This is a genomic window from Roseovarius sp. MMSF_3359, from assembly GCF_030733385.1.
GTDB lineage: Bacteria > Pseudomonadota > Alphaproteobacteria > Rhodobacterales > Rhodobacteraceae > Roseovarius.
Window position 1 is genome coordinate 333,559 of record NZ_JASHJC010000002.1, and the last position, 20,990, is coordinate 354,548.

The following is a 20,990-nucleotide window of genomic DNA, read 5'->3' on the forward strand; positions in this document are numbered from 1 at the left end:
CCTGCCGCCCATGCGCGTGTTGATTTTCCTGATTTTCGTCCTCGCCGCTTGCGGCCGCCCCCTGACGCCCGCCGAGAAGAATTTTGCCACGCAGCTTCACGGCGACACGATCGACACATCGCGGATACGGGCCATTCGCGGCTCGCCGGTTGGATCCTTCACCTTCCAGCGGCCCAAACGCCCGCGCCTTGCCTGTCGCGAATTGATCCTGCCGGAGCCCACCGAAGACCTCGTGACCGTGACCCCGGTTGCGATGGTGTTGCACAACAAGGTGTTTTACGCGCGTGACTGGTACCTTGATGATTTCATGCAGAACTACCCGGAACGGCTCGACCTGTTGACTACCATGCTTTTTGCCCATGAGATCACCCATGTCTGGCAATGGCAGAACCGCGCCAAAACAGGTTACAGCCCCTTTCGCGCCGCGCGCGAACACAAGGGCGGGGCCGATCCGTATCTCTATGACATCAATACCAAGGCGAGTTTCCTGGATTTCGGCTATGAACAGCAGGCCAGCATCGTCGAGGAATTCGTGTGCTGCGCCGCCCTGGACCCGGAAGGCAGCCGGACCCAAAGGCTGGAGTCATTGATCTCCGAGACCATGCCGATGCAGGACCTGAAGATCCCGGACAAGATCCTCATCCCCTGGAAAGACGCAAAGTTGAACGGAATTTGCAGCTGACGACGCGGATCAGTCTCCGCCGTCAAATGCCCCCGCACGATGGGCGCCCAGCGGGTCGTTTTGATCTGCGCAGGCACCTATCATCAGGATAGCAGCAAGTGAAATCATTGAAACTTTTACAATCTTCATGGTCGTCCCCAATAAATTTGTTCCGGCAGGCTATCACAACTCCCTGCCGCGCCCAAACACCGATGTGACTTGCCCCTCCATACCGCCCGTCCTAACCTGCAACCGCTCAGGATCAGGCCCTTCCATGTTCATGATTGAAAACCAATTTCTCCTGCTTTTCGGCTTCGCGGCGGCCGGGATGTTTGGCACGCTTCTTATCTCGCGCAAGCCACCGGGGCATCGGGCCTGGCTTCTTGCCGATCTGATCTGGGTTGTGCTGGGCGGGTTCGGGGCGCTGGTGGCGGGGCTGGCCGGGATCTACAAGACCGATAGCGGCCGGATCGACCGGCAGATCGACATCGCCTATGCCGCCACGGCGGCCTTTGATCGCGATGCGGGGCGGTTTCGCCTGACCCATTGTCAGAAACCGACCGATACGGCGGTCATAATCCTGTGCGACAAGGTCGATTTTCTTTCTGCCTCGACCGCGGAAAACGCCGAATTGCCTCTTTTCATTGCTGTATCGAACGAAGTGGCCCCACTGCGTGGCTTGAACTTCATCGTCCGCGGCGAGGGCAACAAAGACGACATCGACATGATGGTCGAGAAGGTCGAGAATTTTGACGCGGCGCAGTTCCTGGCCTTCGCACCGCTCGACGACACCACCAGGCCCGCGCTCGAAGACCTGCGCCCGCGCCGCCCGGCACTCGCCGCAGATTTCCAGATCATCGCGCAGAGTTATTCCGACCTGATACGGCATGTTGGAAAACTGAAGGAGGAATGGGAGTTTCTACAGGCCAATTCCCATATCCTCGCGCTGCAAATCATCGCGCTCTGCCTGGTCAGTTTCGCCGCACCGTTCCGCCTGGGCAAATCCATCGTGGAATTGCGGCGCGGCGGCAGCTAACCCTGAATGCTTTCGAGATAGGCCAGCAAGGCGGCCAGCGGACGAGGCGTTGGCGTCAGCACACCATCACCCACATCGACAGGCACCGTGTCGCCACGCAGAAGCAACCCGAATTCTGGCATCTCATGGCCGGGCAGGCCCGTGCGGTCATAGCCGTCAATCACCGAAAGAACCCGGGCGCGCGGGAACACGCCATCATCCGAAAGCTGCGTCAGGTTCGCCGGGCGCGGCCGCATGGAGGCGGCCCAGGGGCCATCGCCCTTGCCGCTCGGTCCGTGGCATTGCGCACAGTTCTCGGCGTACAAGACCTGACCCTCGGGCGCCTCGGGCATCGACACCTGCACGCAGGCAACGACCCCCACAAACAGTAGCAGCGGAATAAGATATCTCATCACAAACCTCCTGCCCCGATCCTCTCATGGACCCGGGCAGAGAGACTTGATCTGGCGCAAATCCCTGCGCGACCCGCCGAAAACCGCGCGTCAGCTCTTGAGGCGGCGCAGACCTTCGTTAATGCAGATCTGATCGCCTTCCTTGATGGTCATGCCCGGCGGGATGGAAACCGCCTCGTCCCAGATCACCTGCCGCTTCTTGTAAAGCTGGCAGACAACAACTCCCTTGGAGGTCTCAACCTTCACCGGCGTCGTCTCGTAATCCTTGGGGTCGATACAGCCGGTCAGCGCCAGCAAAGCGGCACAGGCCAGCAGGGGCATCGTCTTGGAAGTCTTGATCATTTCTTCTCTCCATGTTGGTCTGCCCGGACCTTGCACTGCTTGGTGCGGGTCAAGACAGGGGAATTTTTCTACGCGCCTATCAGGCCCGGATTTATTTTCTGTTAACCGTCACCATTGACGAGCCTGTCCGCCAGGCCGTCGTCGATCAAGCGGATGGTTTCCTCGACACCGTAAAGCGCGATGAAACCGCCGAAACGCGGCCCCTGGCTTGCGCCCAACAGCACCTCGTAAAGCGCCTTGAACCAGTCGCGCAGCGGGTCGAACCGTTCGCGGCCACAGGCAAAGACGATGCTCTGCAATTCTTCGGCGTCCAAACCGCCCTGCCACGCCGCCAATTGCCCGCGCAAATCCTCCAGCGCCTGACGCTCCAGGTCGGTGGGCAGGCGATAGGTCTTGGCCGGTTTCACGAAATCATTGAAATACCGCACGGCAAACCCCGCGGCCTGATCCATGTCGGGGTTGGTCTCGGGGCTGGCCTCGGGCGCATATCGCTGGATAAAGCCCCAAAGCTGATCCTTGTCCTCGGCGCTTGATACCGACGCAAGGTTCAGAAGCATCGAAAACGGCACGACCATATGGCTTTCGGGCACATCGCCGCCGTGGATATGCCAGACCGGGTTGTTGAGCTGCGCCTTGGCATCCTGATCGGGATAGGCGCGCAATTGCTGGTGATATTCGTCCACCGCCTTGGGGATGACGTCGAAATGCATCCGCTTGGCGGTCTTCGGTTTCTGGTACATGAAATACGAGAGGCTTTCGGTCGACGCATAGGTCAGCCATTCGTCGATGCTGACGCCATTGCCCGATGATTTCGAAATCTTCTGCCCGTTTTCATCGAGGAAAAGCTCATACGAGAAATGCTCCGGCGCACGACCGCCAAGCGCCCGGCAGATCGCGTCATAGATTTTCTCGTTAGTGGCGTGTTCCTTGCCATACATCTCGAAATCGACGCCAAGCGCGGCCCAACGCGCCCCGAAATCCGGCTTCCATTGCAGCTTCACATTGCCGCCCGTCACCGGCACGGTCCATTCCTTGCCATCCTCGTCATCGAAGGTGATCGTGTAGGTCTCGGCGCAAACCTTCTTCAGCGGCACATATAGCACCCGCCCGGTTTCAGGATGCAGCGGCAGGAAGATGGAGTAGGTCGCCGCCCGTTCATCGCGCAAGCTCTTGAGCATGATCGCCATGATCTCGTCATACCGCTCCACCGCCCGTTTCAGGATCTCGTCAAACTGCCCGGAATGATAGAATTCACGCGCCGAATAGAACTCATATTCAAACCCGAACGTATCGAGGAACCGCCGCAGCATCGCGTTGTTATGATCGCCAAAACTGTCATGCGTGCCAAAGGGATCCGGCACCGACGTGAGCGGCATCTGCAGGTAAGGTTCAAGCTGCGCGGGGTCGGGGACATTGCCGGGCACCTTGCGCATCCCGTCCAGGTCGTCCGAGAAACAGATCAGCTTGGTCGGAATATCGCTGATCTCCTCAAAGGCGCGCTTGACCATCGTGGTCCGTGCCACCTCGCCAAAGGTGCCAATGTGTGGCAGGCCCGAGGGGCCATAGCCCGTCTCGAAAAGCACATATCCCTTCTCAGGCGGTGCCTTCTGATAGCGTTTGAGAATGCGGCGCGCTTCTTCAAAAGGCCAGGCTTTCGATTGCATTGCCGCATCGCGCAAATCAGACATGGGATGGTCTCCGGTTTTCCCGGCGCATTCGTCGCGCCCGAGGGTGTGCGCTTCCTATTGCTCACCGGGCGGACAGTCAATATTCTGTGCTGCAACGCCGCATTGCAAAGGACACCCGATGAACGATCAAATCCAGCATCCGCTGACCCCCCAGGACTGTCTGGTGGCCGTCATGATCGCGGTTTCCGCCTCGGATGAAGACATCCGCACCGCCGAACTGGTCAAGATCGAGGTTGCCGTCAATAACCTGCCGGTTTTCGCAGGCTATGACGTGGACCGGATGCGTGTAACCTCGCAGATGGTGTTCGACCTCTTCAGTGTCGAAGACGGGCTTGATGCGCTGTTTGGCCTTGTGCGCGACAACCTGCCCGAGCACCTTTTCGAGACCGCCTATGCGCTGGCCTGTGACGTGGCCGCCGCCGATGGCACGCTTGATGAAAGCGAACTGCGTATTCTCGAAGAAATCCGCTATGAGCTGAACATCGACCGGCTGCATGCCGCCGCCATCGAGCGCGGCGCGCGGGCACGGCACCTGACCGTCTAAGCCCTTTCCTTCCGTCGCGATTTTGGTCTTAATGGCGACCAAAGAAACGGGAGGATCAAGATGCGCTGCGTATTCGTCAATATCCGCTGCAAACCGGGAACGTCCTATGCGGTCGCCGAGCAAATCGCCCTGCGCGAAATCCATTCCGAACTTTACTCCACATCCGGGCCGTTTGACCTGCTGCTGAAGCTCTATATCGAGGACAGCGAGGATGTGGGCCATTTCATCAACGAAAAACTGCTCGATATAGACGGGATCGAGCGGACAGAGACGACGCTGACCTTCAAAGCGTTCTGAGTATCAAGGGAGAGGGAATATGAAACTGAAATCACTGATTGCAGCGACCTGCATGGCCGCGCTTGGCACGGGCGCATTGGCCGCCGACGGTAAGGTCAAGGTCGGCATGATCACCACGCTTTCGGGCGGCGGTGCGGGCCTTGGCATCGACGTGCGTGACGGCTTCATGCTGGCGGCCAAGATGGCCGGGAACGATAATCTCGAAATCGTGGTCGAGGACGATCAGCGCAAGCCCGAGATCGCCGTACAGCTTGCCGACAAGATGATCCAGTCCGAAAAGGTCGATGTGCTGACCGGGATCATCTGGTCCAACCTTGCCATGGCGGTTGTCCCCGCAGCCACTGCGCAGGGCAAGTTCTATCTATCGCCCAATGCCGGACCTTCTGCGTTGGCGGGCAAGGGCTGTCATCCGAACTACTTCAACGTCGCCTGGCAGAACGACAACCTGCACGAGGCGGCGGGTGGTTACGCCAATTCCGCGGGGTTCAAGAAGACATTCATCTTGGCGCCGAACTATCCCGCCGGTGTGGACGCGCTGACCGGCTACAAGCGCCTATATGAAGGCGAATTGGCCGGTGAGATTTTCACCAAGCTGGGTCAGAAGGATTACGCCAGCGAGATCGCGCAGATCCGCGCCAGTGACGCTGACAGCATCTTCTTCTTCCTGCCGGGTGGCATGGGGATTTCCTTCCTCAAGCAGCTTGCCGACAGCGGCCTTGACCTGCCGGTCGTCGGTCCCGCGTTCAGCTTCGATCAAGGCATTCTGCAGGCCGTGGGCGATGCGGCCATGGGCGTGAAGAACACCAGCCAGTGGAACAAGGATATCGACAACGAGGCCAATGCCGCGTTCGTCGAAGCGTTCCAGGCCGAATATGGCCGCCTGCCGTCGCTCTATGCAAGCCAGGGCTATGACACCGCCAACCTGCTCCTGAGCGCAATGGCCAAGGCTGATGTCGCCGATGCCGATGCGTTCCGCGCCGCCCTCCTGGAGGCCGATTTCGCCTCCACCCGGGGTGATTTCGAATTCGCCGCCAACCATCATCCGGTGCAAACGATCTATGTCCGCGAGGTTATCAAGGAAGGCGACGTCTACACCAACAAGATCACCGGCAAAGCATTGGAAAATCACGCCAATGTCTATGTGGACGAGTGCAAGATGTAGTGGCTCAAGCCTGAATACTTGAATGAAGGCACGTCCAGAATTGGGCGTGCCTTTTTCTTTTGCGCGCTGCCTTATGTACACAGCTCGAAATCACCCCGGCTCGGTTTCAAGCTACCGATTGCCCGATCATGAAGCTCTAGGGAATAACCTCGAACTTTTCGACATCGACCAAACCGCGATCGGTGATCTTGAGCGCCGGTATGACCGGCAAGGCCAGAAACGCCAGTTGCAGGAACGGCTCTTCCAACACCACGCCCAATTCCCGCGCCGCATCACGCAACGCGATCAGGCGATCACGAACTGCTTCAAATGGTTCAAGGGTCATCAACCCCGCCACCGGCAGCGCCAATTCCGCACGCACCTTGCCATCTGCCGTCACCACAAACCCACCCTCGATCTCGCTCAGCCGGTTTGCCGCCAGCGCCATATCGTCGTAGCCCACCCCCACGCAGGCGATGTTGTGGTGGTCATGACAAACGGTCGAGGCGATCGCCCCACCCCGCATGCCAAATCCGCGCACGAACCCGGTGGCGATGTTGCCATTCCTGCCATGCCGCTCGATCACGGCGATCCGCACGAGGTCGCGCGATGGATCGGGCGGCTTGTCGCCATCGACGATGGCAATCTCCTCGTGCAGATGCTCGGTTATGATCTTGCCTTCGATGATCCCGATCACATCGGTCGCTTCGCGATTGCCAGTGGTGCGAAAATCCGTGGCGGACACCGCGGGCGCCTTGACAGAGTTGCGCCCAATCGGGGGCAAGCTGTCGCGGGCGGCAAAGGCGGTGTCATCGACCGCCCGCCCCGCGCAGAGGACAAGCCGCGCATCACACGCCTCAAGCGAGCCGAGGGCCACGATATCGGCGCGCTTTCCTGGCGCGATCTGACCGCGATCCTTCAGGCCAAACGCCTCCGCCGCGGAAAGCGACGCCGCACGATACGCCGCCAGAGGAGGTGTCCCAAGCGCGATCAAGGTGCGGATCATGTAGTCCAGATGGCCGTGTTCCGCGATATCAAGCGGGTTGCGGTCGTCTGTGCAGAGGCACATGTAGGGCGACGTGCGCTCGGTCAATAGCGGCTGCAACGCCTCCAGATCCTTGCTGACCGATCCTTCGCGGATCAGGACACGCATGCCCTTCTGCAACTTCTCGCGCGCCTCTTCGGCGGTTGTCGCCTCATGCTCGGTATGGATGCCCGCAGCAATGTAAGCGTTGAGGTCACGTCCCGAAAGCTGCGGGCAATGACCATCAACATGCCCGCCCCCAAACAAGCGCAGCTTGGCCATCGCCGCGGGGTCCCGGTGAATAACCCCGGGATAGTTCATGAATTCCGCCAACCCGATCGCCGAAGGATGGCCCATCAACGCGGACAATTCCCCGGCATCAATTCGCGCGCCGGATGTTTCCATCTCCGTCGACGGCACGCAGGAGGAAAGCTGCACCCGGATATCCATCACCGTCTGCTCGCTGGCCTTCTGAAAATACCGGATGCCCTCGACACCGATCACATTGGCTATCTCATGCGGATCGCAAATCGCCGTGGTGATCCCCCGGGGGGCGACGCAGCGGTCAAACTCAAAGGGTGTGACAAGAGAGCTTTCGATATGCAGATGCGTGTCGATGAAGCCCGGAACCAACGTCAAGCCCGTCACGTCGATAATTTCACAGCCGTCATAGGACGCGGCGATACCGACGATGCTATCGCCACAGATCGCCACATCGCCGGCAATCATCTCTCCGGTGACAAGATCAAAAACCTGACCGCCCCGCAGCACAATATCCGCGGGTTTATCCCCGCGCCCTTGCGCAATTTTCTGCTCCAAATCTGCCATCCCCCGATCATGCCTCAGTTCCGCGATGGGGCCAATGGGGTGATGGTACCGGGAGGGCGGTCACTATGGTCAGTCGGCGAAAACCCCCCTAAGCTCTCCGCAATGGCAAGACTCTTGATCGTGTACCACTCCAAAACTGGCGGCAGCCAACAAATGGCCGAAGCGGCCTATTCAGCGGCGCGCGATGAAACCGAAACGACGTTATTGACCGCTGACAAGGCGGAGCCAAACGACCTTCTCGGCGCCGACGGCTATATCTTCTGCACCCCGGAAAACCTGGCCGCCATTGCCGGGGTCATGAAGGATTTCTTCGACCGTTGCTACTATCCCGTTCTGGGCCGGATCGAAGGACGTCCCTATGCGCAGATGGTCTGCGCCGGGTCGGACGGCGAAAACGCTGTCCGCCAGATTGCCCGCATCGCCCAGGGTTGGCGCCTCAAGCCCGTGCAGGAGCCAATCGTCATCTGCACCCACGCGCAAACGCCGGAACAGATTCTGGCTAAGAAGACTATTCCTGACGATGAATTAGAGAGGTGCCGTGAGCTTGGCCTCGCCTTGGCCGCCGGGTTGAGCATGGGTGTGTTTTGAGGCTTGTCAGTTCCAAAGCGCCCGAAAGTCGGACATAGGCCATCGCGTTCATTTTGCTTCAGTTACCTCAGAAGCTCTGTCTCAATACTCTCCCAGTCGTCGGCAAAAACAACATTGCAGGCTGACTCAACATCCTGCGACCAGGCAAACAGCGCAAAGAATGGTGTTTCGTAGACCCTTGTCGCGTGAACGACACCAGGGGCATTGTAGATCATCTCGCCTGGAAAATGATCCTCCCATGCGCCTTGCTCAAACCGCCAGCCGCTTGGGCCGGTCAATGGGATGTAAATTTCGGGAGCTAGGTGGTTGTGGTCCCGGTAAAGAGTATTCGGCGCCAAGAGGAAGAACCCCAGAAGAAAGTCATCTGCCTGAAACGGGCAATCCTCGGGTCCAATCAGCAAGGCGTGCATGTTTCCACTTCTATATCCATGGCCGACATCAGCGCCTTTTGCATAAAAGCCGCTGTCATCAACCCGCCAATGCAAATGTTCATAGCCAGCCAGCAATGCGGATTTCAGGTTCAAAAACGGGTTGTCCGGCACCTTGGAAATGGCGGAACGAAGCAATTCCTTGTGCGCAGGAACACGTCCGTGGATCTCGCTAATATTTTCGGCAGAGAAATTCTGCGTTTTCATGAAATTTAGCACATCAAGGAAAATTGGGGCATCAGTACGTGCCAATTCCAAAGAGGCCTTTGCTTCGAGAAAAATTCTCTGGATGGAAGATCTGTTCATGTCCCATTCCGATTGGTTCAAGCCTGCATGCGTTTACACTCTAAACACCTCATCAAAAGTTCAAGTGGTTTCAGATGGTTGTGTTGGGCTCAAATCGGACAGGTCAATTATTGAAGTCGCAGAAAGAATTTGCAGACCGACACGCGTGCTGGCCAACAAAAAACCGCCCCGGAGGGCGGTGTTTTGGTTGCGGGAGTAGGATTTGAACCTACGACCTTCAGGTTATGAGCCTGACGAGCTACCGGGCTGCTCCATCCCGCGCCAATTGCGCGCCCCAGTTCAGCAAAGATATGGGGCGTCATCGTTAGAGAGATACGAATTTCAAGGGTCTTACTAGGTTTGGCGGCGACCTACTCTCCCACGCCTTAAGACGCAGTACCATCGGCGCTAAGGCACTTAACGGCCGGGTTCGGGATGGGACCGGGTGTTTTGCTCTTGCTATGACCACCAAACCAAGAAAAACCCTTAATTCCAAGTCGCGTACGCTGTTTAAGTGTATGCTTTCGATCAGTTTAGTGCGCTACCGCTACGCTACTTGAGCGCGCGAAAGTCTCGCTTCTACTGGATCAAATCAAGCCTATCGGACAATTAGTACCGGTCAACTGAACGCATTGCTGCGCTTACATCTCCGGCCTATCGACGTGGTGGTCTACCACGGTCCTCAGGGATACCTTGTTTTGAGGGGGGCTTCCCGCTTAGATGCCTTCAGCGGTTATCCTGTCCGATCATAGCTACCCTGCACTGCCGTTGGCACGACAACAGGTCCACCAGTGGATCGTTCACCCCGGTCCTCTCGTACTAGGGGCAACTCCTCTCAAGTATCCTACACCCACGGCAGATAGGGACCGAACTGTCTCACGACGTTCTAAACCCAGCTCACGTACCTCTTTAAACGGCGAACAGCCGTACCCTTGGGACCTGCTCCAGCCCCAGGATGAGATGAGCCGACATCGAGGTGCCAAACACTGCCGTCGATATGGACTCTTGGGCAGTATCAGCCTGTTATCCCCGGCGTACCTTTTATCCGTTGAGCGATGGCCCTTCCACTCGGGACCACCGGATCACTATGGCCGTCTTTCGACTCTGCTCGACTTGTCAGTCTCGCAGTCAGGCTGGCTTCTGCCATTGCACTCAACGAGCGATTTCCGACCGCTCTGAGCCAACCTTCGCGCGCCTCCGTTACGCTTTAGGAGGCGACCGCCCCAGTCAAACTACCCGCCACACAGGGTCCCGGAACCGGATAACGGTCCGCGGTTAGACATCAAGCAGAACAAGGGTGGTATCTCAAGGGAGGCTCCACAGAAACTAGCGTTCCTGCTTCAAAGCCCACCACCTATCCTGCACATGTTCGGCCTAATGCCAGTGTGAAGCTGTAGTAAAGGTGCACGGGGTCTTTCCGTCTAACCGCGGGAAACCTGCATCTTGACAGGTAATTCAATTTCGCTGAGTCGATGTTGGAGACAGCGGGGAAGTCGTTACGCCATTCGTGCAGGTCGGAACTTACCCGACAAGGAATTTCGCTACCTTAGGACCGTTATAGTTACGGCCGCCGTTTACCTGGGCTTCAATTCAAGGCTCTCACCTCTCCTTTTAACCTTCAGGCACCGGGCAGGCGTCAGACCCTATACGTCGTCTTGCGACTTCGCAGAGCCCTGTGTTTTTAGTAAACAGTCGCCACCCCCTGGTTTGTGCCCCCAGCCAATACTTGCGTAGAAACTGGGCCTCCTTCTCGCGAACTTACGGAGGTATTTTGCCGAGTTCCTTCAACATCGTTCTCTCAAGCGCCTTGGTATGCTCTACCAGTCCACCTGTGTTGGTTTAGGGTACGATCTGATGATGGAGCTATTTCCAGGAACCGATTAGCGGCCCACCCAATCCGATAAGGGTGAACAACCTTCACGATCCGTCACTTCCATCTGGCTCAGGAATATTAACCTGATTCCCATCGTCTACGCCTTTCGGCCTCGACTTAGGGGTCGGCTTACCCTGCTCAGATTAGCTTTAAGCAGGAACCCTTGGACTTTCGGCGAGAGTGTCTCTCACACTCTTTGTCGCTACTCATGTCATCATTCTCACTAGTGATCTCTCCACCGGATCGCTCACGCGCCGGCTTCATCGAAAGCCTCTCTCCTCCAATGCGGGACGGATCCCGCTAAGGAGGAATGAGACTATGTCACACTACGCTCTGCTACCATGCCTTACGGCATCCTAAGCTTCGGCTCATGGCTTGAGCCCCGTTACATCTTCGCCGCAGGATAACTTATTTAGACCAGTGAGCTGTTACGCTATCTTTAAAGGATGGCTGCTTCTAAGCCAACCTCCTGGTTGTTTTGGTCGTCCCACCTGCTTTCCCACTTAGCCATGAATTGGGGGCCTTAGCTGTAGGTCAGGGTTGTTTCCCTCTCCACTACGGACGTTAGCATCCGCAGTGTGTCTGCCATCTAGTACTCCTCGGTATTCGGAGTTTGGTTAGGATCAGTAAGCCTGTGGGGCCCCATTACCCATCCAGTGCTCTACCCCCGAGGGTATTCGGATGACGCTCTACCTAAATAGATTTCGCAGAGAACCAGCTATCTCCGAGTTTGATTGGCCTTTCACCCCTAGGCACAGCTCATCCCGATCTTTTTCAACAGATGTGGGTTCGGTCCTCCAGTAAGTGTTACCTTACCTTCAACCTGGCCATGCCTAGATCACTCGGTTTCGGGTCTGATCCATCTAACTCATTCGCCCTATTAAGACTCGCTTTCGCTGCGCCTACACCTAACGGCTTAAGCTTGCTAGATAGACCAAGTCGATGACCCATTATACAAAAGGTACGCCGTCACAAGACTGGACACTAATGACAACCTTTGCGGGGTTATTTCGTGGGGATTGAGACCCGGAATTGGACGGTTTCGAGACCCGGGTTGTCGCTGTAGATCCCGAGGTTCGACCGATGGTCGATGCTCAGGCTCATGCGAACGCCCGCCTTGTTCTGATATCCGACCGACAGACCCGATCTGAATTCGATCGGTCCGCCCAGGTCAACGCCGCTGCCCTCTTCATAGAGGCCGGTCATGGCGTTGAGTTGCAGGAACAGGTTCTGCTTACGATTTGTGATCGTGTAGGCATGACCCACACCGGCCCACAACTCGCCGTCAGTAGAAGCAGAGATGCCCCACACCCGCTGGAAAGGACCATCTGCATGGGCCGTTTCGCGGCGGAAGTAGAATTCTTCTCCAACCTCACCGTCCTGAAAATACGTGTTTCCGACCGACAAGCTGTTATAGGCCTGTACTTCGTTCTTGGCGAAGCAGCCCTCATTCGGGCAGTGATTGACACCTGCATCTATCAATCCTGCGACCAGGAAGACGACTGCAGCTGTTCCATCGGTAATAAAAGCTAGGTCTGACACGTGTTGCTCCATCCGTGATTCATTGAGTCACGTTCTGGATTGTCATTAGAGTCCAGTCAAGCTCCGACTGATTGTAGGCGTTCGGTTTCAGGTACTGTTTCACTCCCCTCGTCGGGGTGCTTTTCACCTTTCCCTCACGGTACTGGTTCGCTATCGGTCAGTAAGGAGTACTTAGCCTTCGAAGGTGGTCCTCCGATCTTCAGACAGAATTTCACGTGTTCCGCCCTACTTAATACGTCCAATCATGCTTCATATACGGGGCTGTCACCCACTATGGCCGTGCTTCCCAACACGTTCTATTCACAATCATGGCTCGGCTGGTCCCCGTTCGCTCGCCGCTACTAGGGGAGTATCAATTGATTTCCTTTCCTCCGGGTACTTAGATGTTTCAGTTCTCCGGGTTTGCTCTTAAAGACCTATGTATTCAGTCCTTAAGTACCTGTTTCAGCAAGTTATAAGCTGCCGTAAGGCAATTATAACAAACTGTCAGGTGGGTTGCCCCATTCAGAAATCCATGGATCAAAGCTTATTCTCAGCTCCCCATGGCTTATCGCAGAGTATCACGTCTTTCATCGCCTCTTACTGCCAAGGCATTCACCAAACGCCCTTCTCGCGCTTGATTTGATCCAGAAAAAGCAAGACTTGCGTCCTGCGCGATAACAGAAGCTGGTAAGAAACTGTCATCCTTATTCTGAACCAAAAGCATACTTTCCCGCCCGCTTCATGTCGGTGAAGCGGACAATGAGCATTCCTTGCGGAACACTCGGGTTAGTGTACTTGACTTGGACAACTCTGTTCGTTTCAGCCCGGGATACACCAGGTAGGTTGAGGAAGCAGCCTATTCTGATGCCTTCCACCCGAAGGTGGAACCAAACTGAGATGCGCCGCGTACTTACGGGCATCAAACAGTGTTGATATTTTGTATCTCTCTATACGATGTCAATTCGTCCAATCGGACGATCAAACATTCACGCGAATGCTTGATGATCTGATTGGAATTGGTGGAGCCTAGCGGGATCGAACCGCTGACCTCCTGAATGCAAATCAGGCGCTCTCCCAGCTGAGCTAAGGCCCCAGTTGAATTTGCTGCGCAAATTCGACGAACGCGGTAAGCGAGTTTTGCGTGCAAAACTTGCGGCGCGCCCGGTGGTTCATGATGGCTCTCGTCGATTTTCTGCGAAAATCAACTGCCGCCCGTTCAATTTGCTCCGCAAATGTGAACGTTGGTGGGTCGAGGAGGACTTGAACCTCCGACCTCACGCTTATCAGGCGTGCGCTCTAACCACCTGAGCTACCGACCCAGACAGGCCGGTAGGGCCTGAAATCAATTCCTGAAGAGATATGAGGACGGTCCGGCCCACGTTGGTATTTGCCAGGCAAATCCAACGGATGTGATCGGCTTTGATTGCCAATCTTCTGCTAAGTGTTCCACGATCAAGAGCAAGCTCTGTGATGCTAGGAACATCCTTAGAAAGGAGGTGATCCAGCCGCAGGTTCCCCTACGGCTACCTTGTTACGACTTCACCCCAGTCGCTGAGCTCACCGTGGTCCGCTGCCCCCTCGAAAGGTTGGCGCACGGCCTTCGGGTAAACCCAACTCCCATGGTGTGACGGGCGGTGTGTACAAGGCCCGGGAACGTATTCACCGCGTCATGCTGTTACGCGATTACTAGCGATTCCGACTTCATGGGGTCGAGTTGCAGACCCCAATCCGAACTGAGATGTCTTTTGGGGATTAACCCACTGTAGACACCATTGTAGCACGTGTGTAGCCCAACCCGTAAGGGCCATGAGGACTTGACGTCATCCACACCTTCCTCCCGCTTATCACGGGCAGTTTCCATAGAGTGCCCAGCCGAACTGCTGGCAACTAGGGATGTGGGTTGCGCTCGTTGCCGGACTTAACCGAACATCTCACGACACGAGCTGACGACAGCCATGCAGCACCTGTCACTGATCCAGCCGAACTGAAGGAAACCGTCTCCGGTAACCGCGATCAGGATGTCAAGGGTTGGTAAGGTTCTGCGCGTTGCTTCGAATTAAACCACATGCTCCACCGCTTGTGCGGGCCCCCGTCAATTCCTTTGAGTTTTAATCTTGCGACCGTACTCCCCAGGCGGAATGCTTAATCCGTTAGGTGTGTCACCGAACAGTATACTGCCCGACGACTGGCATTCATCGTTTACGGTGTGGACTACCAGGGTATCTAATCCTGTTTGCTCCCCACACTTTCGTACCTCAGCGTCAGTATCGAGCCAGTGAGCCGCCTTCGCCACTGGTGTTCTTCCGAATATCTACGAATTTCACCTCTACACTCGGAGTTCCACTCACCTCTCTCGAACTCTAGACTAGTAGTTTTAGAGGCAGTTCCGGGGTTGAGCCCCGGGATTTCACCCCTAACTTTCTAATCCGCCTACGTACGCTTTACGCCCAGTAATTCCGAACAACGCTAACCCCCTCCGTATTACCGCGGCTGCTGGCACGGAGTTAGCCGGGGTTTCTTTACCAGGTACTGTCATTATCATCCCTGGCGAAAGAGCTTTACGACCCTAAGGCCTTCATCACTCACGCGGCATGGCTAGATCAGGCTTGCGCCCATTGTCTAAGATTCCCCACTGCTGCCTCCCGTAGGAGTCTGGGCCGTGTCTCAGTCCCAGTGTTGCTGATCATCCTCTAAAACCAGCTATAAATCGTAGACTTGGTAGGCCGTTACCCCACCAACTATCTAATCTAACGCGGGCCGATCCTTCTCCGATAAATCTTTCCCCCGAAGGGCGTATACGGTATTACTCATCGTTTCCAATGGCTATTCCGTAGAGAAGGGCACGTTCCCACGCGTTACTAACCCGTCCGCCGCTCACCCGAAGGTGCGCTCGACTTGCATGTGTTAGGCCTGCCGCCAGCGTTCGTTCTGAGCCAGGATCAAACTCTCAAGTTGAAAAGCTGTTACCAGCTTAACCTTGACGTTCGAACCTCTGCACATATTGATCCGGCCGGCATGACCGGATCGAACTGTTTGTTGTGCTTCTGGTTTCATAAGAAACCGGAAACCGTCCAAACAGTGAAGCTGACACTACATAATCGACCGAAGTCTAGTAGCGCGATATATGTGCAGTTGTTTGTTCATCGAATGAACCAAACCGCCCACATATCTCTTCAGATACTATCGATTTCAAAGAGCGTAGAGACAAAATCAACACGAAGCGCCATAATCTTTTTGGCGCAACCTGCGTCAGTTACCTCAGTGTTTTTTGCCTGGCGTCCCTTGCGAGTGTGTCCCGCTCATTCCGTCTGGCGTTCCGTTGTGCGCCTCAGCGCCGCCGGTGAGGGGGTATTTACGGATTGCCGCTGGCCCCCGCAACCCCTTTTTTCGATAAACGTCATCTTTTTTTCGTATTTCTGTTTTTTCCCGTGAAAATAACGACTTACGTCCCAAAAATTTCAACACACGCCATTTCCGCGCAATTTTCTTGCCATGTCCGCCGAGCCGAAACCCCCATATATTGGGTTTTCCACCGGGTTATCCCCAAGTGAGGGCAGACTCACCCCATGAATCTCGCCAAAATCACCTGAGTCTCGGCCAAGAATCTCGCATCGAATCCGTGAATCGCCCGAAATCGGGCAGCGAAAGGCGATTCATCCGAGTCGAAAGAGCCGATTCAGCGCGAGTCGGCGGTTGCGACTGCAATACCGGGCCGCGGAGAGGTCGGCCTGTCCTAGGACCTCGCCGCCCGCGGACGCTTGAGCAGCCGCAACAGCAAAAGCGTGATGATGATCGCCACGAAGATCATCGGCCGGATCTGCCAGCCTTTGACAAGCATCAGGTAATGCACGCCCCCGAGCAGCACCGCGACATAGGTCAGTTTGTGCAGCGTCCGCCAGGAACCTCCCATCCGCCGGACCGACCAGTAGTTGGAGGTAAGCGCCAGCGGGATCATCAGGACAAAGGCCACCATGCCCACCGTTATATAGGGGCGCTTCAGGATATCCGCCCAGACCCGGTCGAGCGCCTGCACATCCAGCACGGCCCAGGTCATCAGGTGCAGCGTGACAAAGAAGAAGCCGCACAGACCGACGGCGCGGCGAAACTTGAGAAGGTTGATGCCAGTGAGCCGGCGCAGGGGCGTGATCGCCAGCCCGGCGATCAGAACGTAAAGCCCGGCTTCGCCCAAGGCATGTTCCAGCGCCTCAACCGGGTTTGGCCCCAACCGCCCGTCGATACCGAGCCACAGAAGCCAGCCCGCATAAGCAAGGCTGCCGAGATAAATGGGCCAAGTCGGCACGGCCCGGACCGGGCCATTGATCGTGGCTGAGATACTCATGTCAGCGTCAGCTTAGGACAGATCCGCAATATGGCTCAATGATACTCGATGAGGTCCATGCCTTCATAAAGGCTCGCGACTTCTTCCTCGTAGCCGTTGAACATCCGCGTCGGGATCTTCTCGGCAAAAAGCCCCTGGCCCAGAAGCTGCTCATATTCCTGCGACCAGCGCGGATGCGCCCGGTTCGGGTTCACATTCGAATAGAAGCCATACTCCCGCGCGCTGTACTTGTTCCAGGCGGTGGGCGGCTCCCGATCGGTCAGGGTGATGCGGACGATGGATTTGATCGACTTGTAGCCATACTTCCACGGCACCACCAGGCGCAGCGGCGCGCCGTTCTGGTTCGGGATGTCCTTGCCATAGATACCGGTCGCCACGAAGGTCAGCGGGTGCATTGCTTCGTCCAGCCGCAAACCCTCGACATAAGGCCAGTCGATCACCGGCTGGCTGACCCCCGGCATTTCGTCAGGACGCAGCGCGGTCTCGAAAGCGACGTATTTCGCATCACTCTGCACCCCGGCCAGCGCCAGAAGGTCGGCCAGTTCAAATCCGTTCCATGGCACGATCATCGCCCAGCGTTCGACACAGCGGAACCGATAGATCCGCTCCTCGATCGTCATCTTGGCCATGATGTCCTCAAAGGCGTAGTCGCCGGGGTTGTCGACCAACCCGTCGATCTTCACGCTCCAAGGCTTGGTGGTCAGCAGATGCGCGTATCGCGCCGGATCACCCTTGCCGGTGCCAAACTCATAGAAGTTGTTGTAGCTGGTGATGTCTTCCCAACTGTTGGGCTCGCCCATCTCCGCGGTTGCCGAAGGCCCCATCGCAGCGGCGGGTGCTGCCAACGCGCCCGCGGCGATACTTCCGGCCATGCCCGCCATCAAACGACGCCGGTCGAGAAACACCGCCTCGGATGTCACGTCACTTTCTTTCAGCGTGTTCTTCCAGCGATAAGCCATACGCAGCGGGTCCTTTCCACAAACTCTATCGTTTCCGTGTCTAAAGCTCATGGGTTTGCGGGGGCAAAACAATACTGCTCACAATGAGTTCAGATACCTGAAACAAGCGGGCGTCAGACGCCCAGCAACCTGCCCACCGCTGCCATGTCCCATGCCAGCGCATCGCAATGGGGCGCCAACACGTCATCCTGCCCCGCCGCCGCAAACCCGATGCAGCGCATACCGGCGGCCTTCGCGGCGCGCGCGCCCGACGCGCTGTCTTCGACCACGACGCAATGATCGGGCGAAACATCAAGGCGATCCGCGGCATGTATATATATGTCAGGCGCCGGTTTCGGATTGGCCAATTCGCGGGCGGAGTAGACATGCGGCGCGAGCCAATTCCAAAGCCCTGTGCGCCGCAGCGTGATATCCATCTTGGCCAGCGGTCCGTTCGACCCCACGGCGCAGGCGATCCCCGCCCGGTGCAGACCGTCCAGCAGATCCGCAACACCGGGAATGGCCTCGACCTCCGCGTCGAGGGCCGCGAACATCTTGACATAGAAGAGGTCGACCCAGTCCGGCGGCAGGTCTGCGCCGCGCCGCGTGGCTTCGGCGGCAACACCTTCCATCGTGCCGCCCCAGGCAATCGACATCACCTCGCTCAGCGGCAGATCAAGACCGCGCGTCGCCAGATCATCGCGCAAGAGCCTGTTCGTGATGCTCTCGCTTTCCACCAACACGCCGTCACAGTCGAAGATCACCGCGCGAACCACCCCGCCGAACAACGCCATCAGGCAGCCCCGGTATCATGGCTGGGCCGGATCTGGTTCATCGGGACCGACGTACCATCCTGCTGCACGATCCGCACATGCCGCCGCCGCATCTGCCGGGGTTCCGACACGCCCACCGAATGGGCAATCGTCTCAACCTCCTTGATGATCGACTTGGCGTAATGCGCGACCTTTTCGAACTTGTCCTCGACCACCAGACCGGCCTGCAGATGCGGATCATGAGTGGTAATCCCGGTGGGGCAGGTGTTCTTGTTGCATTTCAGCGCCTGGATACAGCCCAGGGCAAACATGAAACCGCGCGCCGACGTCACGATATCCGCCCCCGCGCAGATCGCCCAGGCAACATCGCCGGGATTGACCAGCTTGCCCGCCGCGATGATCCGGATGCGGTCCTTCAGCCCATATTGATCGCGCAGATCGACAATCCGGGGCAATGCCTCGCGGATCGGCATGCCCACCAGATCCATGAGCGGCATCGGCGCGGCGCCGGTCCCCCCCTCGCCGCCATCAAGGGTAATGAAATCCGGCGCGCAGTCCGATCCGCGCTCGGCAATCAAGGTAAAGAGCTCTTCCCACGTCTCGGACGCACCGACCACGGTCTTGAACCCCGCCGGTTTGCCCGTGACTTCGCGGATGTGGCAGATCATGTCGAGCAGGTCGTTGAAATCATGCACGTCCAAGTGGCGATTGGGCGAAATACTGGATTGCCCGACATCTATCCCGCGGATCTCGGCAATCTCGGGGGTGACCTTGTCACCAGGCAGGATGCCGCCTTTGCCCGGCTTCGCCCCCTGCGCCAGCTTCAACTCAAACATCTTGACCATCGGGTTCTCCCCGACCTGCCGCAGCTTCTCGTCATCAAGCCTGCCATCACGGTCGCGCACACCGTATTTGGCGGTACCAATTTGAAAGACAATATCGCAGCCACCTTTCAGGTGGTAAGGCGAAAGCCCCCCTTCCCCGGTGTTGAGCCAGACCCCGGCTTTTGCCGCACCACGGCTCAGCGCCTCGACCGCCGGTTTCGAAATCGCGCCGAAACTCATGCCCGAGATGTTGAAGATCGACTTGGCGCTATAAGGCACCGCCGCCGTCGGGCCGATCACCATCGGTTCGGTCGCGGCAAACTGATCGTCCAGCGGCGGGAAGGCCGCGTTCACGAAAATCGGCGTGCCGGGAATACCCAGATTGCGGGTCGATCCGAACGCCAATGTGTTACTTTCACCCTTGGCCGCATGGGCAACCCAATCCCGCTGCGCGCGGTTGAACGGCATCTCCTCGCGGTCCATGGCAAAGAAATACTGGCGAAAGAACTCGCCAAGTTTGGTGAAGAGCCCGCGAAACCGCCCGATCACCGGATAGTTCCGCCGGATCGCATCGCCCTTTTGCGTCTTGTCGAGGATGAAGAAGGCCACCACCAGGATCACGATGACGCCAAGCACCAGAACGAAGAGAAGCGCCATTACCTGCAGCACGTTCATCGCATAGGTCATTTCTTTGCATCCCCTTCGGTCACCATCGCCGATCACGGTCATCTTGCGCCGGAAGCACCGGCACGACAAGCGCCGCAACCCGGCAATTTCCAGGCCGTTTTGAAACGGTCAATAACATCTTTGTCATTTGAAATCTCAAAAGGGCGCGGCTTAGGCGGCGCGGCCATTTTGTCAAATCGCATCGGCGGAAAACGCCGGAGATCCAATCCGATCACCTCGTCGTAACCGCCGCATGTGTCCGCACGGGCATTGTCCAAACATAATGAAAGGAAATCAGAATGTTTCGTAGAACCTACCTCGCCCTGACCGCCGCCGCCCTCATCAGTGGTCCCGCCTTCGCCGGTAGCGCCGGCAAGGATATCGTTGATACGGCCGTCGGCGCGGGTGACTTTGAAACGCTGGTTGCCGCGGCCAAAGCCGCCGATCTGGTGGATACGCTGAAAGGCGAAGGTCCCTACACCGTATTCGCCCCCACGGATGAGGCTTTTGCGGCCCTGCCCGATGGCACGGTTGAATCGCTTCTGAAGCCCGAGAACAAGGATCAGCTTGCCTCGATCCTGACGTATCACGTGGTGCCGGGTAAGGTGATGTCTGGTGATCTGTCGAACAACATGACGGCAACCACCGCGCAAGGTGGCGACCTGACCATCATGACCGAAGATGGCGTGACCGTGAACGGCGCCAATGTTGTAAGCGCGGATATCGAAGCCTCGAACGGCGTGATCCACGTAATCGACGCGGTCATCATCCCGGAGTAATCCAATCCAGCAGAAGGGCG

At 57.2% G+C, this 20,990-nt stretch carries 16 protein-coding genes, 3 tRNA genes and 3 rRNA genes; 7 read left to right on the top strand and 15 right to left on the bottom strand.

Features of this window, described 5'->3' with window-relative positions:
* The first annotated feature begins 10 nt into the window (after positions 1–10).
* Positions 11–682 carry a hypothetical protein gene (locus RBB29_RS04505; protein ID WP_306112985.1) on the top strand — a complete coding sequence of 224 codons (672 nt, stop codon included), beginning with the start codon at positions 11–13 and terminating at the stop codon, positions 680–682.
* A 253-nt stretch (positions 683–935) separates the two neighbouring features.
* On the top strand, positions 936–1,697 hold the full coding sequence (locus RBB29_RS04510; protein ID WP_306112986.1) for a hypothetical protein: 762 nt from the start codon (positions 936–938) through the stop codon (positions 1,695–1,697).
* Here RBB29_RS04510 and RBB29_RS04515 read toward each other — a convergent pair.
* The 3 genes from RBB29_RS04515 to RBB29_RS04525 form a co-directional block, all read right to left on the bottom strand.
* Positions 1,694–2,089 carry a cytochrome c gene (locus tag RBB29_RS04515; RefSeq protein WP_306112987.1) on the bottom strand — a complete coding sequence of 132 codons (396 nt, stop codon included), beginning with the start codon at positions 2,087–2,089 and terminating at the stop codon, positions 1,694–1,696. The genes RBB29_RS04510 and RBB29_RS04515 overlap by 4 nt on opposite strands.
* Positions 2,090–2,179: 90 nt before the next feature.
* Positions 2,180–2,431, bottom strand: coding sequence for a hypothetical protein (locus tag RBB29_RS04520; RefSeq protein WP_306112988.1), 252 nt, complete (start codon positions 2,429–2,431; stop codon positions 2,180–2,182).
* Between the two features lie 101 nt (positions 2,432–2,532).
* On the bottom strand, positions 2,533–4,119 hold the full coding sequence (locus RBB29_RS04525; protein WP_306112989.1) for a lysine--tRNA ligase: 1,587 nt from the start codon (positions 4,117–4,119) through the stop codon (positions 2,533–2,535).
* A gap of 118 nt (positions 4,120–4,237) precedes the next feature.
* On the opposite strand from RBB29_RS04525, the gene RBB29_RS04530 reads away from it, so the two are divergent.
* From RBB29_RS04530 to RBB29_RS04540, 3 genes are read left to right on the top strand one after another with little or no spacing between them, the layout of a single operon-like run.
* A complete protein-coding gene (locus RBB29_RS04530; RefSeq protein ID WP_306112990.1) occupies positions 4,238–4,663 on the top strand; it encodes a tellurite resistance TerB family protein in 426 nt (141 codons plus the stop codon).
* Positions 4,664–4,723: 60 nt separating this feature from the next.
* Positions 4,724–4,960, top strand: a complete 237-nt coding sequence (locus tag RBB29_RS04535; RefSeq protein WP_306112991.1) for an Lrp/AsnC family transcriptional regulator — start codon at positions 4,724–4,726, stop codon at positions 4,958–4,960.
* A 19-nt stretch (positions 4,961–4,979) separates the two neighbouring features.
* On the top strand, positions 4,980–6,122 hold the full coding sequence (locus RBB29_RS04540; protein WP_306112992.1) for an ABC transporter substrate-binding protein: 1,143 nt from the start codon (positions 4,980–4,982) through the stop codon (positions 6,120–6,122).
* A 136-nt stretch (positions 6,123–6,258) separates the two neighbouring features.
* On the opposite strand, the gene ade is transcribed toward RBB29_RS04540, so the two are convergent.
* Positions 6,259–7,953 (bottom strand): adenine deaminase, encoded by a 1,695-nt coding sequence (gene ade, locus RBB29_RS04545; protein WP_306112993.1) that lies wholly within the window; start codon positions 7,951–7,953, stop codon positions 6,259–6,261.
* Between the two features lie 102 nt (positions 7,954–8,055).
* On the opposite strand from ade, the gene RBB29_RS04550 reads away from it, so the two are divergent.
* Positions 8,056–8,541 (top strand): flavodoxin family protein, encoded by a 486-nt coding sequence (locus RBB29_RS04550; protein WP_306112994.1) that lies wholly within the window; start codon positions 8,056–8,058, stop codon positions 8,539–8,541.
* Between the two features lie 62 nt (positions 8,542–8,603).
* Here the strand turns inward: RBB29_RS04550 and RBB29_RS04555 are convergent, their stop codons facing one another.
* The 11 genes from RBB29_RS04555 to RBB29_RS04605 all read right to left on the bottom strand — a co-directional run bounded on the left by RBB29_RS04555 (position 8,604) and on the right by RBB29_RS04605 (position 20,212).
* Positions 8,604–9,275: a dimethylsulfonioproprionate lyase family protein gene (locus tag RBB29_RS04555; RefSeq protein ID WP_306112995.1), complete on the bottom strand. Its 672-nt coding sequence runs from the start codon at positions 9,273–9,275 to the stop codon at positions 8,604–8,606.
* Positions 9,276–9,459: 184 nt separating this feature from the next.
* Positions 9,460–9,536: transfer RNA gene (locus RBB29_RS04560), tRNA-Met, on the bottom strand.
* A gap of 76 nt (positions 9,537–9,612) precedes the next feature.
* Positions 9,613–9,727: ribosomal RNA gene (gene rrf, locus RBB29_RS04565) — 5S ribosomal RNA — on the bottom strand.
* Between the two features lie 115 nt (positions 9,728–9,842).
* Positions 9,843–13,291, bottom strand: a 23S ribosomal RNA gene (locus RBB29_RS04570).
* A gap of 377 nt (positions 13,292–13,668) precedes the next feature.
* A tRNA-Ala gene (locus RBB29_RS04575) sits at positions 13,669–13,744 on the bottom strand.
* A gap of 149 nt (positions 13,745–13,893) precedes the next feature.
* Positions 13,894–13,970, bottom strand: a tRNA-Ile gene (locus RBB29_RS04580).
* A gap of 170 nt (positions 13,971–14,140) precedes the next feature.
* A 16S ribosomal RNA gene (locus tag RBB29_RS04585) occupies positions 14,141–15,606 on the bottom strand.
* Together the 16S, 23S and 5S rRNA genes with 3 tRNA genes alongside form the textbook arrangement of a ribosomal RNA operon.
* Before the next feature lie 778 nt (positions 15,607–16,384).
* A complete protein-coding gene (msrQ, locus tag RBB29_RS04590) occupies positions 16,385–16,990 on the bottom strand; it encodes a protein-methionine-sulfoxide reductase heme-binding subunit MsrQ (protein ID WP_306112996.1) in 606 nt (201 codons plus the stop codon).
* A gap of 35 nt (positions 16,991–17,025) precedes the next feature.
* Positions 17,026–17,949 (bottom strand): protein-methionine-sulfoxide reductase catalytic subunit MsrP, encoded by a 924-nt coding sequence (gene msrP / locus RBB29_RS04595; protein WP_306112997.1) that lies wholly within the window; start codon positions 17,947–17,949, stop codon positions 17,026–17,028.
* A 113-nt stretch (positions 17,950–18,062) separates the two neighbouring features.
* A complete protein-coding gene (locus RBB29_RS04600) occupies positions 18,063–18,722 on the bottom strand; it encodes an HAD family phosphatase (protein ID WP_306112998.1) in 660 nt (219 codons plus the stop codon).
* Entirely contained in the window at positions 18,722–20,212 is a 1,491-nt protein-coding gene (locus RBB29_RS04605) for an FMN-binding glutamate synthase family protein (RefSeq protein ID WP_306112999.1), read from the bottom strand. The genes RBB29_RS04600 and RBB29_RS04605 overlap by 1 nt, the downstream gene beginning before the upstream one ends.
* Before the next feature lie 278 nt (positions 20,213–20,490).
* On the opposite strand from RBB29_RS04605, the gene RBB29_RS04610 reads away from it, so the two are divergent.
* Positions 20,491–20,970 (top strand): fasciclin domain-containing protein, encoded by a 480-nt coding sequence (locus RBB29_RS04610; protein ID WP_306113000.1) that lies wholly within the window; start codon positions 20,491–20,493, stop codon positions 20,968–20,970.
* The last annotated feature ends 20 nt before the right edge of the window (positions 20,971–20,990 follow it).